This is a genomic window from Nocardia sp. NPDC003979, from assembly GCF_053605015.1.
In genome coordinates, this window is the sequence record NZ_JBSGIJ010000016.1 from 57,826 (window position 1) to 71,124 (window position 13,299).

Genomic DNA, 13,299 nt, shown 5'->3' on the forward strand with positions numbered 1-13,299 from the left:
GGGCCGTCCGGCCGACGCTCTATGAACCGCAAGACAGTGTTTCGCACCTTGGCGATCATCTCGGGCATCATGCTCATGATCTGGCTGTTCAGCTATCTCGGCGATGACACGCGCGGCTGGGAGAGTGTCGACACCTCCGTGGCGCTCAGTCAGCTGGAGAACAAGGAAAACGTCAAGAACGTCCAGATCGACGACAAGGAGCAGCAGCTCCGCGTCGAACTGAACAACGGCAACGACGCGACCAACAACAACGCCAAGATCGTCGCCAAGTACCCCGGCGGCGGCGAGACCTCCGCCAAGATCCTCGACGCGGTCCAGAAGTCGGGCGCGCCCTACGACACGGTGGTCAAGCAGGAGAGCTGGCTGTCGCAGCTGCTGCTGTTCATCGTGCCGATGGTGCTGCTGGTCGGCCTGTTCATCTTCGTGATGTCGCGCATGCAGGGCGGTGGTCGCGGCGGCATGATGGGCTTCGGTAAGTCCAAGGCCAAGCTGCTGTCCAAGGACATGCCCAAGACCACGTTCAAGGACGTGGCCGGTGCCGACGAGGCCGTCGAAGAGCTGTACGAGATCAAGGACTTCCTGCAGAATCCGGCCCGCTACCAGGCGCTCGGCGCGAAGATCCCGAAGGGCGTCCTGCTCTACGGCCCACCCGGAACCGGTAAGACGCTGCTGGCGCGCGCGGTCGCCGGTGAGGCCGGGGTGCCGTTCTTCACCATCTCCGGTTCGGACTTCGTCGAGATGTTCGTCGGTGTCGGTGCCTCGCGTGTGCGTGACCTGTTCGAGCAGGCCAAGCAGAACAGTCCCTGCATCATCTTCGTCGACGAGATCGACGCGGTCGGCCGTCAGCGCGGCGCGGGCCTCGGCGGCGGTCACGACGAACGTGAGCAGACCCTCAACCAGCTGCTGGTCGAGATGGACGGCTTCGGCGACCGGTCCAACATCATCCTGATCGCGGCGACCAACCGCCCCGACATCCTCGATCCCGCGCTGCTTCGCCCCGGTCGTTTCGACCGGCAGATCCCGGTCGGCAACCCCGATCTGGCCGGTCGTCGCGCCATCCTTCGGGTGCACTCGGCGGGCAAGCCGATCGCCCAGGACGCCGACCTCGAGGGTCTGGCCAAGCGCACCGTCGGCATGTCCGGCGCCGATCTGGCCAACGTCATCAACGAGGCCGCGCTGCTCACTGCCCGCGAGAACGGGTCGGTCATCACCGGCGAATCGCTGGAGGAGTCGGTCGACCGTGTGATCGGTGGTCCGCGTCGCAAGAGCCGCATCATCAGCGAGCACGAGAAGAAGATCACCGCCTACCACGAGGGTGGGCACACGCTCGCCGCGTGGGCGATGCCCGATATCGAGCCGGTCTACAAGGTCACCATCCTGGCGCGCGGCCGCACCGGCGGTCACGCCATGACGGTGCCCGAGGACGACAAGGGCCTGATGACCCGCTCGGAGATGATCTCGCGACTGGTCTTCGCGATGGGTGGCCGCGCGGCCGAGGAACTGGTGTTCCACGAGCCGACCACCGGTGCGTCGTCGGATATCGACCAGGCGACCAAGATCGCGCGCGGCATGGTCACCGAGTACGGCATGAGTGCCCGCCTCGGCGCGGTGCGCTACGGCCAGGAGCAGGGCGACCCGTTCCTCGGCCGCTCGATGGGCGTGCAGGCCGACTACTCGCACGAGGTCGCCCGCGAGATCGACGAGGAGGTGCGCAACCTGATCGAGGCCGCGCACACCGAGGCATGGTCGATCCTGAGCGAGTACCGCGAGCAGCTCGACGCGCTGGCCACCGCCCTGCTGGAACGCGAAACCCTGCACCGCAAGGACCTCGAGGAGGTCCTCGCCGGTGTCGAGAAGCGTCCGCGCATCACCGCGTTCAACGATTTCGGTGAGCGGCTGCCGTCGGACAAGCCGCCGGTGAAGACCCCGGGCGAGCTGGCGCTCGAGCGTGGTGAGCCCTGGCCGCCGGTGCAGCCCGCGCCGGTTCCGGTGCCCAACGGCGCCCCGCAGCAGCAGCCCAACGGCTACCCGGGCCAGCAGCCCTACGGTCAGCCCGCCCCGCCCGCCGCCGGATACCCGCTGCCCAACGCGCCCACCCAGGCGTTCCCGCGTCCGACGGGCACGCACGGTTCGCGTCCGGACTACGGCGCCCCGGCCGGTTGGTCCGCGCCCGGCTGGCCGCCGCGCGAGGAACAGCAGCAGGACCAGGGCGGTTGGTCGCAGCCGCCTCAGCAGCAGGTCCCGCAGCACCAGCCCCGCCACGGTAGCGAGTTCCAGCCGTGGGGCGAGCAGCCCCCGACCCCGCCGCAGCAGCCACCTGCCCGCGACGCGGACCCGGACACCAACGAATGGAACGGCCCCAACGGCCGTTGACAGACCCCCACCGCGCCCGCCCGGTCGGCCCGCCTGGAACCCAGGCGCCGAACCGAGCGGGCGCGGTGGGTTTCGCCGTTCATGCGCCCGCGTCTCCGAACGGGATGCATGGACCTCGCCGGTCGGCGCACGTCGCGGATTGCCGATCGGATGCACGGGGTTTCGCAGACCGCGAGTGCGCGCCTCGGAGTTTCCGCAACGGCGGTCCTGCTCCAGGGACGGTCGGAAGGCGTGATCGGAACCGGCGACCGCTGCGGTCTCGCCCGCGCACGGCTTTCGCGGTCGGGCGCACGGCGAGCGAGTCGTGGTCCTTGCGTGGGTGCCGTCTATGCGTTCCGGTGGTGCGTACCTGGCTCGGCGCGCAGGTCAGGCCGGGCGTGCGGCGTGATGGGGCGGACGCGGACTGCGGACACGGGCCGAGCTGCCGTGGTCGGCCCTGCGCCCACTACGCTGGGATGTTCGAGCCGGATCGTTTCGGCTCTGGTCACCGTCGAGCCGGGACGTTCCGGCTCTGGTGACCGACGCTGCCGGATCGGCCCGGCAGCGTTTACCGGATTGACCCGGAGGTGTGGAGAAGTTGTCGGCCAATAGGAAAGTCGCTGAGCCGGCCGGGAACGGTTCGGGGTTCGACCCGGCCGGTGAGCTCGGCGAGACGAGCCCGGCCGAGCTGACGGCGCTGGCGACGGGCCGCCCGTTCGACCAGCAGCGCGCCGAGAACGCGGTGCGTGAACTGCTGCTCGCCGTCGGCGAGGATCCCGACCGTCCCGGCCTGCTCGACACTCCGGCCCGTGTGGCGCGCGCCTACCGCGAGATGTTCGCCGGCCTCTACACCGAGCCCGACGAGGTGCTCGCCACCACCTTCGACGAGGGCCACCAGGAACTCGTGCTCGTGCGTGACATCCCGATGTTCTCCACCTGTGAGCATCACCTGGTGTCGTTCCACGGCGTCGCGCACGTCGGCTACATTCCCGGCACGCACGGCCGGGTGACGGGCCTGTCGAAGCTGGCCCGCGTGGTCGACCTCTACGCCAAACGCCCCCAGGTGCAGGAACGCCTCACCAGCCAGGTCGCCGACGCGGTGATGCGCAGGCTCGACCCGCGCGGCGCGATCGTGGTGATCGAGGCCGAACACCTGTGCATGGCGATGCGCGGTATCCGCAAGCCCGGCGCGAGCACCACCACCTCGGCGGTGCGTGGCCTCCTACAGACCAATGCCGCCTCGCGAGCCGAGGCGCTGGACCTGATCCTGCGCAAATGAACCAGTCCCTCGTGACCGCGCGGGGCGGCCGCTCATGTGTGGTCATGGGCGTGGTGAACGTGACCGCCGATTCGTTCTCCGACGGCGGTCGCTATCTCGATCCCGAACTCGCGATCGCGCACGGTGTCGCCCTGTACAAGGCGGGCGCCGACATCGTGGATGTGGGTGGTGAGTCCACCAGGCCCGGCGCCGACCGCGTCGACCCGGCGACCGAGGCCGCGCGGGTGGCGCCGGTGATCCGCGGGCTCGTCGCGGCGGGGGTGCCGACCAGTGTCGACACCATGCGCGCCGAGGTGGCCGAGGCGGCGCTGGCCGCCGGTGTCGCCGTTGTCAACGACGTGTCCGGCGGGCGAGCCGACCCGGACATGGTCCGGGTGGTCGCCGACGCGGGCGTGCCGTGGATCCTCATGCACTGGCGCGCCGCTGCCGACTACCGCCACACCGGTCCGGCCGACCACTACGACGACGTGGTCGCCGAGGTGCGCGCCGAACTGCGCACCCAGGTGGACCTGGCCGTGGCCGCGGGCATCGCCGCCGACCGGCTGATCCTCGATCCGGGCCTGGGTTTCGCCAAGAACGCCGACCACAACTGGGCCCTGCTCGGTGCCCTTCCGGAGCTGGTCGCCGACGGCCTGCCCATCCTGATCGGCGCGTCCCGCAAACGTTTCCTCGGCGCCCTGCTCGCCGACGAATCCGGCCCGCGCCCGCCCGACGGACGCGAGGTCGCCACCGCGACCGTGTCGGCGCTCGCCGCGACCCACGGCGCCTGGGGCGTGCGCGTCCACGACGTGCGCGCTTCGCTCGACGCCGTCACCGTTGTCGATGCGTGGCAGCGCGCCACCGCCGCCCGAGGAGCCGCCCGATGAACTCACCGCTGCTGCCCCCGCCCGCCGACCGGCCCGCGTCCTCGCGCATAGAACTGCGCGGGCTCACCGTGTTCGGCAGGCACGGCGTGTTCGATTTCGAGCGCCGCGACGGTCAGGAGTTCGTCGTCGACCTCACCGTGTGGGTCGATTTCGCGGCCGCCGCGGCCTCCGACGATCTGGCCGACACGGTCGACTACGGCGCCCTCGCCGAACGCGCCGTGCGCATCGTCGCTGGTCCGCCGCGCGATCTCATCGAAACGGTGGTCTCCGAGATCGCCGACGACGTGATGACCGACCCGCGGATCGAAGCGGTCGAAGCGGTGCTGCACAAGCCGTCGGCACCGATCCCGCACACCTTCACCGATGTGCGCGTGGTCGCCACCCGCTACCGCACCGAGGTGCCGGAGCCGCGCCGATGACCCGTGCGGTGCTCTCGATCGGCGCCAATCTGGGTGACCGGCTCGCCAATCTGCGCAGCGTGCTCGACGCGCTGGGGGAGCGCACCCGCGCGGTGTCACCGGTGTACACCACGGCGCCGTGGGGCGGGGTGGAGCAGGACGACTACCTGAATGCCGTTGTGGTGGCCGAGGATCCGTCGTTCGACGACTACGACTGGTTGCGTTTCGGGCAGCGGCTCGAGCAGGCGGCGGGCCGGGTGCGTGAGGTGCGCTGGGGCGCAAGGACGCTCGACATCGACATCGTGCAGTGCGTCGACGGCGGCGAAGCCGTTGTGCGCGACAGCGATCCGACGCTGATCCTGCCCCACCCCGAGGCGCACCACCGTGCGTTCGTGCTGGTTCCGTGGCTGGACGTCGAGCCCGATGCCCGTCTGCACGTCGACGGCGCCCAGGTGCCCGTCGCCGACCTGCTCGCCGCCGTCGACCCCGCCGAACGCGCGGGTGTGATCCGCACCGACCTGGTCCTGCGCGAAGGCGCCCGCCCGTGCTGAAACCGACCCGGCTGCTCGACCTCGCCCTGAATGTCGTGCTGGCCGCGGCCATCGCCTGGACCGCGACCCGCTTCGCCTATTCCACCTTCCCGTCCATCTCGGTGCTCGCCGGCGCCTCGCTGTTGCCGGTGGCCGGGATCGAGGCGGCGCTCGGGTTCGTCGTCAAGAACCGGATCGCCGAGCAGCGCATCGGTGACGGACCGGGTGAACTGCACCCGATCAATGTGGCGCGGGCGGCCGCGCTGGCCAAGGCGTCGTTGCAGGTCGGTTCGCTGGCGGCGGGCGTGTGGCTCGGCTTCCTGCTGTGGGTCTTCCCACAGAGCGGCACGGTGACTGCGGCGGCCTCGGATTCACCGGGCGCGGTGGTCGGTCTGCTCGCCGGTTCCGCCCTGGTTGCTGCGGCTTTGTGGCTCGAGTACTGCTGCCGCGCGCCCGACGAACCACCGGACGAACCGGCAACCACCTAGCAACTTGCGAATGGAATCACCCCCGTTGTCGGTGTGCCGACCAGCTGTTTCCGGCTACCCTGGCCACCATGGTTTCACCCTCCCGTAGCACCACGCCCCGTCGACGGCGGGACGACGCGGGAAAGCTCTTCATCGGCGCCCTTCTCCTCCTCGGCCTGACAGCCAGTGTTTTCCTCGTCTTCAGCGACAATGTGCAATTCGTCCGGATCGGCCTGGTAGCGGCGTTGTGGGCGGCCGTGATCGGCGCCCTCGCGGCCACTCGCTATCGCAAGGACGCGGCCGTCGACAAGGCCAAAGTGCGCGATCTGCAGACGGTGTACGAGTTGCAGCTCGAGCGGGAGATCAACGCCCGCCGCGAATACGAGATGGGTGTCGAGGCACGGGTGCGCGCGGAAGTGGGCGCCGACGCTTCCGAAATCGCGGCCCTGCGTGCGGAACTCACGTTGCTGCGCCAGAACCTGCAGGTGCTGTTCGAGGGTGCCCTGCCCGATGACCAGCCCGCCCTGCAAGCCGACGCGGTCCGCATCGACGCCCTGCCGAGCGGCGGATCGGCCTACGCCGATTTCGACGCCTTCGACGAGGCGGAGCCCGAGATCGACGATAGCCACGAGGCTGCCGCCGCCGCCTGGTTCGGCCCCTGGCAGCAACCGCCCAGCGCCCTGAAGCCGGTTTTCATGCAGCCGGTGTCGGCCAATTTCGCCGACCCCTACGACGACCCGGTCACCGCCGAGACCTCGGCCGTGCAGCTCGACGAATACGCGGAGTCCCAGCAGCCGACCCCCGAGCCCGAACCGGCCAAGCCGTCGTCGACCAAAACCCCGCCCCCGCGACTGTCGGCCCCCCACACCCGCAAGGTCGACAACGACGGCCGCCCCCTCGACCCCGAGCCCTCGGCCCCCACGTCGAACGGCACGGACCAGTCGTCGAACCCGGCCACCGACCCGACGGCCACCCCGGCACCCACCGGCTCCCTCAATCCCGAGCCCGCGACCGAACAACCCGCCACGGTCCCCACCGCCGAATCCGCCTTCGAAGCTCCGCCGAACTCCGGCCCGGCCCTGGCCCCCAACCCCGCACCGGCCACCCCCACCGTCGGCACCAGCTCCCGCCGCCGCCGTCGCGCCGAATCCGAAGGCACCCGCCTCTCGGTAGCCGACATCATGGCCAACCTCCAGTCGGAGTCCACCCGCACATAGCCGCGGGCGCACCCAGCAACCCAGGCGAGTACATGGGTAACTCACCGGGAACGGGCTAACGCACCACGCACCTCGTCTGGCCGCCGACGCACGTCACCCCGCCCCTGAGTCCGGCCTGAATTCCCGGAGAGGCGGGTGTGCTAGATCACCACGGGGGGCGTGGCGGGGCGGGCGTAGGGCCCGTTATTCTCGACCCGTACGTCTGGTACCCGCACAGCGGGACTGGAACGCAATCGAGAGGACAATGTTGACCTCGAGAAGTGTCGATTCCGACGGCGCGAACTCAGGTGTCGATCCAGCGCCCGCACGGCTGACGGTGGGAATCGTCTCGGCGGGACGGGTGGGTTCGGCGCTCGGTGTGGCGCTCGAGCGAGCCGGGCATGTGGTGTTCGGTGTCGCCGCGATTTCCGATGCCTCCGTGCACCGGGCGCGCACGCGGCTGCCCGATTCGCAGATCCTGCCGGTGGAGCAGGTGGCGCAGCGCAGCGAGTTGTTGCTGCTCGCGGTGCCCGATGCCGAGCTGGCCGGGTTGGTCCGTGGTCTGGCCTCGGCCGGTGTGGTCCGGCCGGGCACGATCGTCGCGCACACCTCCGGTGCCAACGGTGTCGGTGTGCTCGCCCCGCTCACCGAGCAGGGCGCCTTGGGCCTGGCGGTCCATCCGGCGATGACCTTCACCGGTCACGACGAGGACATCGCCCGCCTCGCCAATGCCTGCTTCGGTATCACCGCCGCCGACGACATCGGTTACGCCATCGCCCAGGCGCTGGTGATCGAGATGGGCGGCGAGCCGGTGCGCATCGAGGAGGACCAGCGCACGCTGTATCACGCGGCCCTCGCGCACGGCAGCAATCACCTGGTCACGCTCATCGTCGACGCGGTTTCGGCACTGCGCGAAGCGATGTCGGGCCCGGGCCTGCTCGGTCAGCCGGTGGTCGACGACCAGCCGGGCGGCCTGCCCGAACGCCTCATCGGCCCGCTGGTCTCCGCCGCGCTCGACAACGCGCTGCGCCGTGGTCAGGCCGCGCTCACCGGCCCGGTCGCCCGGGGCGACGTGGACGCGGTCGCCGCACACCTGAATGCCGTCGAGTCGTTCGACGAACGCCTGGCCGCGTCGTATCGCGCCATGTCGTTGCGCACGGCCGAACTCGCCAGGACCAATCCCGCTCTGCTGGAGCTGCTCGCCGAGAAAGGCCACTGATGGAACCCCGAGAAGTGCATCACCACCAGGGCGGCGCCCGGGCGACCGGCGCGTTCAAGCCCGGCGCGCTCACCGTGCACCACAGCCCCGAGGTGCTGTCCACGGTGGCCAAGGCGTTGCGCGGGGCGGGCCGCAGCATCGGTTTCGTGCCGACCATGGGCGCGCTGCACGAGGGCCACCTGCAGCTGGTCCGGCAGGCGCGGCTCACCAATCAGATCGTGATCGTGTCGATCTTCGTCAATCCGCTGCAGTTCGGTGCGGGCGAGGATCTCGACGCCTACCCGCGCACCCTCGACGCCGACCTCGCACTGCTCGCGGCCGAGGGCGTCGATCTGGTGTTCGCGCCGTCGGCCAACGAGATGTACCCCGACGGCCCGCGCACCACCGTGCAGCCGGGCCCGCTCGGCGCCGAGCTCGAAGGCGGCAGCAGGCCGACGCATTTCGCGGGCATGCTCACCGTCGTCGCGAAACTGCTGCAGCTCACCCACGCCTCGGAGGCGTATTTCGGGGAGAAGGACTACCAGCAGCTCACCTTGATCCGCCAGATGGTCCGCGACCTGAACTTCGACGTGAAGATCGTCGCCTACCCGACGGTCCGCGAACCCGACGGTCTCGCCCTGTCCTCGCGCAACCGCTATCTCGATGCGGCGCAACGGGAATCCGCGCTCGCCCTGTCGGCCGCACTGGCCGCCGGCAGGCACGCCGCGGGCCTCGGCCCCGAGGGTGTCCTCGCGGCCGCCCGCGCCGTCCTCGACTCGGCCGACGGTGTCGAGGTCGACTACCTCGAACTGCGCGACTCGCTCCTCGGCCCCGCCCCGGAATCGGGCAACGCCCGCCTGCTCGTCGCGGCCAAGGTCGGCAGCACCCGCCTGATCGACAACGCACCCCTTGTTCTCGGCGCCCAGCTCGACGGGCACCCCGACGCGAACTCCCTGCCTGCCCCGCAGGCGCACTGAGAAAGGCGAAGCCGATGCTGCGCACCATGATGACCTCGAAGATTCACCGTGCCACCGTGACCCACGCCGACCTGCACTACGTGGGTTCGGTGACCGTCGACCAGGACCTGCTCGACGCGGCGGGCCTGCTCGAGGGTGAGCAGGTGTGCATCGTCGACATCGACAACGGCGCCCGCCTCGAAACCTATGTGATCGCGGGCGAACGCGGTTCGGGTGTGATCGGGATCAACGGCGCCGCGGCACATCTCGTGCACCCCGGCGACCTGGTCATCCTCATCGCCTACGGCCAGCTCGACGAGGCCGAGCTGCGCGAGTACGCGCCGAAGGTGGTCTTCGTCGACGACCGTAACCGGCCCGTGGAGCTCGGCGCCGATCCCGCGCACGCGCCCGAGGGTTCCGGGCTCACCTCGCCGCGTTCCCTGTCGATCGCCTGATCGCGGCGGGGGGTCGGACATGCTGCTGACGATCGACGTCCGCAACACCGCCATCGAACTCGGCCTGTTCTCCGGTCTGGGCGAGCACTCGAAACTGGTGCGGCACTGGCGTATTCACACGAATCCGCTGCTCACCGCCGACGAGTTCGCGATGCAGGTGCGCGGTCTTGTCGGTGCCGATCTCGACCAGGTGGTCGGTGTCTCGGCGTTGTCGACGGTGCCGCCGGTGCTGCGGGAACTGCGCATCATGCTCGCCCGCTATTGGTCGCACGTGCCGAATGTGGTCGTGGAACCCGGTGTGCGGACCGGCATTCCGCTGCTGGTCGACAATCCCAAGGAGGTCGGCGCCGACCGCATCGTCAACTGCCTCGCCGCGTTCCGCCGGTTCGGCGGCCCGGCGATCGTCGTCGACTTCGGCACCGCCACCTGTGTCGACCTGGTCTCGGCCAAGGGCGAGTTCCTCGGTGGCGTGATCGCGCCGGGCGTCGAGGTGTCGACGGAGGCACTGGTCGAACGCAGTGCGTTGCGCCGCGTCGAACTGGCCAGGCCGCGCTCGGTGCTCGGCAAGAACACGATGGAGTGCATTCAATCCGGTGCGGTTTTCGGTTTCGCCGGTCTGGTCGACGGATTGATCGACCGCATTCGCGACGAATTCGACGCGTTCGCCGGTACCGATGTCACCGTGGTCGCCACCGGGACTGGCGCGCCGCTGATCGTGCCGGAATCGGAAACCATCGACCAGCACGAACCCCATCTCACCCTCACCGGTCTGCGCCACGTCTACGAGCGCAACAAGAAGTGATTCAGGTCATTGGCCCGTCCCCACGGGAGCCTGCTAAGCTCGCTCCCGTGTCTTTCCGTGTGAGCACCCAGGAGTGTTGTCGAGGCTGACCTGCCTCGACCGTTCGAGGCTGACGTTTTCCCCTCGACCGATTCTCACTCCTTGGAGATGCGCTCATGCGTTCTTCTGTTCTTTCCCTGCCGTCGGCCCGTGACGAATACTCCGCGACCCCGCCGCTCGACCGCGCGGTCGCCTCGGCCCTGCCCACCCGGCTGCGACCCGCCGACCTGCTGCGTCTCACCGACGAGGGCGCCGAGGATGTCCTGGCCGGTCGCTACGACCATCTGCTGCCCGCCGACGGGCTCTGGCCGACCGAACAGCGCTGGGCCACCCGCCTGATCGCCGACGACGAGGTCGATGTCTGGCTCATCAGCTGGACGCCGGGGAAATCCACCGAATTGCACGACCACGCCGGTTCGCTCGGTGCGCTCACCGTGCTCAGCGGCGCGCTGTCGGAATTCCGCTGGAATGGCACCGAGTTACGCGAGCGCACCCTTGCCGCGGGCGATCAGGCGTCGTTTCCGATCGGCTGGGTCCACGATGTGGTCCGCGCCGCCGACGCGACGGCGGGCCCGCTCGATCCCACCCTCAGCGTGCACGCGTATTCGCCGCCGCTGACCGCCATGTCCTATTACGAGGTGACCGGCCACGGCACCCTGCGACGCACCCAAACCGTCCTCACCGACCAGCCCGAAGGTGATCTGTGATGAGCCGTTTGTCGATTGACCAGATGCTCGACAACGCGCGCGCCAAGCTGCGCAGGCTGTATGTCTACGACGTCCCCGCCGCCCTGGCCCGAGGCGCCATTCTGGTCGACATCCGCCCGGCCGCGCAGCGTGTTCGGGAGGGCTCGCTGCCGGGCGCGCTGGTGATCGAGCGCAATGTGCTGGAATGGCGGCTGGACCCCACGTCGTCGGCGCGGTTGTCGCTCGCGCGCGACCACGATGTGGAGTGGATCATTTTCTGCTCGGAGGGCTATACGTCCAGTTTGGCCGCGGCCTCGCTTCAGGAACTCGGATTGCACCGCGCGACCGATCTGATCGGCGGTTATCAGGCGTTGAAGTCGGCGGGCATGCTCACCGTTGGCGTCGGGGTGCCGCACTTCGCCCGGGAAGTGGAGTCGCTGGCTTCGTTGTAACGGGCGGCGCACTGGTCCTTTCCGGTGCACGCTACTGTTATCGAATGTGAGCACCCCTAACTCCGCCGAGACCGGCCGCGCCGTCAGTTCCGCCGTGGACAGCGATGTCCCCGAGCAGATGCGGATTCGCCGGGACAAGCGTGAACGGCTGCTCGCCGGCGGTGGTGACGCCTATCCGGTGGTCGTGCCGCGCACGCACACGCTGGCCGAAATCCGTTCCGCCTACCCGGATCTCGAACCCGATACGCAAACCGGTCTGCAGGTCGGTGTCGCCGGCCGCGTCATTTTCGTCCGCAATACCGGCAAGTTGTGCTTCGCCACCCTGCAGGAGGGCGACGGAACCAAACTGCAGGCGATGATCAGCCTCAATGGTGTCGGCGCCGACGCGCTCGCCGCCTGGAAGTCCGATGTGGACCTCGGCGATTTCGTGTTCGTGCACGGTGAGGTCATCTCCTCGCGCACGGGCGAATTGAGCGTGATGGCCGACTCGTGGTCGATGGCGGCCAAGTCGCTTCGCCCGCTGCCGGTGGCGCACAAGGAAATGAACGAGGAATCGCGTGTCCGTCAGCGCTACGTCGACCTGATCGTGCGCCCCGAGGCCAGGGAAATGGCCCGTACCCGCGTGAACGTGGTCCGCGCGCTGCGTACGGCGCTCGAGCGTCGCGGCTTCCTCGAGGTCGAGACCCCGATGCTGCAGACCATCCACGGCGGTGCCGCCGCGCGCCCGTTCGTCACCCATTCCAATGCCCTCGACATGGACCTGTTCCTGCGTATCGCGCCGGAACTGTTCCTCAAGCGCTGCGTGGTCGGCGGCCTGGAGAAGGTCTTCGAGATCAACCGGAACTTCCGCAACGAAGGCGCCGACTCCACCCATTCGCCCGAGTTCGCGATGCTGGAAACGTATGAGGCCTACGGCACCTACGACGACTCGGCGACGATGATCCGGGAATTGGTCCAGGAAGTCGCACAAGAGGCATTCGGCACCCTCGTGGTGACTCTTGCCGACGGTACTGAATATGATCTGAGTGGCGAGTGGACGACGGTCGAGATGTATCCGTCGTTGTCGGAGTCGATCGGTGTGGAGGTCACTCCGGAAACGACTGTCGAGGAATTGCTGGCACTTGCCGAACGGGTCGGTCTGGAAATTCCGTCGGGCAAGGGCTACGGTCACGGGAAACTGGTCGAAGAACTCTGGGAACACGTCTATGGCGACAAGCTCTACGCGCCGACTTTCGTTCGCGACTTCCCCGTGGAGACCTCACCGCTGACCCGTCAGCATCGCAGCAAGGACGGCGTTACGGAGAAGTGGGATCTCTATGTTCGCGGCTTCGAGTTGGCCACGGGCTATTCGGAGTTGGTCGATCCCGTCATCCAGCGGGAACGGTTCGTCGACCAGGCGCGCCTCGGCGCGGCGGGCGATGACGAGGCGATGGTGCTCGACGAAGACTTCCTCACCGCGATGGAACACGGCATGCCGCCGACCACCGGAACGGGTATGGGAATCGATCGCTTGTTGATGGCACTCACGGGTTTGGGAATCCGGGAAACGATCCTGTTCCCCATTGTGCGCCCGAGTAGTCGCTGACCTGTGAATTCGCGGGGCGAAGGCCTCGTGTTGGAAAT

Annotated in this window: 14 protein-coding genes; all 14 read left to right on the plus strand. The window is 68.9% G+C overall.

From position 1 onward, the window contains the following. Positions 1 to 21: 21 nt before the first annotated feature. The 14 genes from ftsH (at position 22) to lysS (ending at position 13,261) form a co-directional block, all read left to right on the plus strand. A complete protein-coding gene (gene ftsH / locus ACWEVR_RS26580) occupies positions 22 to 2,373 on the plus strand; it encodes an ATP-dependent zinc metalloprotease FtsH (RefSeq protein WP_452469168.1) in 2,352 nt (783 codons plus the stop codon). A gap of 667 nt (positions 2,374 to 3,040) precedes the next feature. Then, entirely contained in the window at positions 3,041 to 3,631 is a 591-nt protein-coding gene (gene folE / locus ACWEVR_RS26585) for a GTP cyclohydrolase I FolE (protein WP_452469217.1), read from the plus strand. Beyond that, a complete protein-coding gene (gene folP / locus ACWEVR_RS26590; RefSeq protein WP_452469169.1) occupies positions 3,628 to 4,497 on the plus strand; it encodes a dihydropteroate synthase in 870 nt (289 codons plus the stop codon). Before folE ends, folP begins: the two co-directional genes overlap by 4 nt. Continuing rightward, a complete protein-coding gene (gene folB, locus ACWEVR_RS26595; protein WP_452469170.1) occupies positions 4,494 to 4,916 on the plus strand; it encodes a dihydroneopterin aldolase in 423 nt (140 codons plus the stop codon). Before folP ends, folB begins: the two co-directional genes overlap by 4 nt. Then, positions 4,913 to 5,446: a 2-amino-4-hydroxy-6-hydroxymethyldihydropteridine diphosphokinase gene (gene folK, locus ACWEVR_RS26600; RefSeq protein WP_452469171.1), complete on the plus strand. Its 534-nt coding sequence runs from the start codon at positions 4,913 to 4,915 to the stop codon at positions 5,444 to 5,446. Before folB ends, folK begins: the two co-directional genes overlap by 4 nt. Continuing rightward, positions 5,440 to 5,913 (plus strand): DUF3180 domain-containing protein, encoded by a 474-nt coding sequence (locus ACWEVR_RS26605; protein WP_067640545.1) that lies wholly within the window; start codon positions 5,440 to 5,442, stop codon positions 5,911 to 5,913. Before folK ends, ACWEVR_RS26605 begins: the two co-directional genes overlap by 7 nt. 68 nt (positions 5,914 to 5,981) lie before the next feature. Further along, the gene (locus ACWEVR_RS26610; protein WP_452469172.1) at positions 5,982 to 7,109 is read left to right on the plus strand and encodes a DUF6779 domain-containing protein; all 1,128 of its coding nucleotides are present in this window, start codon (positions 5,982 to 5,984) and stop codon (positions 7,107 to 7,109) included. A gap of 244 nt (positions 7,110 to 7,353) precedes the next feature. Continuing rightward, positions 7,354 to 8,307: a Rossmann-like and DUF2520 domain-containing protein gene (locus tag ACWEVR_RS26615; protein WP_452469173.1), complete on the plus strand. Its 954-nt coding sequence runs from the start codon at positions 7,354 to 7,356 to the stop codon at positions 8,305 to 8,307. Further along, on the plus strand, positions 8,307 to 9,263 hold the full coding sequence (panC, locus tag ACWEVR_RS26620) for a pantoate--beta-alanine ligase (RefSeq protein WP_452469174.1): 957 nt from the start codon (positions 8,307 to 8,309) through the stop codon (positions 9,261 to 9,263). Before ACWEVR_RS26615 ends, panC begins: the two co-directional genes overlap by 1 nt. Positions 9,264 to 9,277: 14 nt before the next feature. Then, positions 9,278 to 9,697, plus strand: a complete 420-nt coding sequence (gene panD, locus ACWEVR_RS26625) for an aspartate 1-decarboxylase (protein WP_067640553.1) — start codon at positions 9,278 to 9,280, stop codon at positions 9,695 to 9,697. Between the two features lie 19 nt (positions 9,698 to 9,716). Beyond that, positions 9,717 to 10,499 carry a type III pantothenate kinase gene (locus tag ACWEVR_RS26630; RefSeq protein WP_067640555.1) on the plus strand — a complete coding sequence of 261 codons (783 nt, stop codon included), beginning with the start codon at positions 9,717 to 9,719 and terminating at the stop codon, positions 10,497 to 10,499. Between the two features lie 155 nt (positions 10,500 to 10,654). After that, positions 10,655 to 11,245, plus strand: coding sequence for a cysteine dioxygenase (locus ACWEVR_RS26635; protein WP_067640557.1), 591 nt, complete (start codon positions 10,655 to 10,657; stop codon positions 11,243 to 11,245). Beyond that, on the plus strand, positions 11,245 to 11,676 hold the full coding sequence (locus ACWEVR_RS26640; protein ID WP_174550337.1) for a rhodanese-like domain-containing protein: 432 nt from the start codon (positions 11,245 to 11,247) through the stop codon (positions 11,674 to 11,676). Before ACWEVR_RS26635 ends, ACWEVR_RS26640 begins: the two co-directional genes overlap by 1 nt. A 118-nt stretch (positions 11,677 to 11,794) precedes the next feature. Then, entirely contained in the window at positions 11,795 to 13,261 is a 1,467-nt protein-coding gene (gene lysS / locus ACWEVR_RS26645; protein ID WP_067640833.1) for a lysine--tRNA ligase, read from the plus strand. The last annotated feature ends 38 nt before the right edge of the window (positions 13,262 to 13,299 follow it).